1 pseudogene is annotated in these 472 nt (G+C 69.1%); it reads left to right on the forward strand.

From position 1 onward, the window contains the following. A pseudogene (locus MXD61_RS05815) lies at window positions 1-472 on the forward strand (RNA-guided endonuclease TnpB family protein); the annotation flags it as partial.

Genomic DNA, 472 nt, shown 5'->3' on the forward strand with positions numbered 1-472 from the left:
TTCGACCAGGCTGTGCGGAACTTTTTCGGTGGGTCGCATCGGCGGCCGACGTTCCGAAAACGCGGCCAGTCCGAAGGTTTCCAGGTCGTCGGGAAGAACGCTCGGGTCGAGAAGCTGAACCGGCGATGGTCCCGCTGCTGGGTACCGAAAATCGGTTGGGTGAAGTTCCGTGTATCGCGGAAGGCTCCTGATTTCAAGTCCTACCGGATCACCCGCGACCGGGCTGGCCGCTGGCATGTGGCGTTCGCCGCCGTGCCCGAGCCGATTCCCGCGCCGGGCACCGGCGAGGTCGTCGGAGTCGACCGGGGTGTGACCGTGTCCGCGGCGCTGTCCACCGGGGAACTGCTGGTCTGCCCCAGGCCGCGGCCCACCGAGCAGGCCAGGCTGCTGCGGCTGCAACGCCGGCTCGCCCGCGCCAGGCGGGGCAGTAACCGTCGCGGGCGGATCCAAGGCTGGATCGCCCGGCTGAAGG

It is taken from the genome of Frankia sp. AgPm24 (assembly GCF_023243055.1).
In the GTDB taxonomy this organism is placed as follows: Bacteria; Actinomycetota; Actinomycetes; order Frankiales; family Frankiaceae; genus Frankia; species Frankia umida.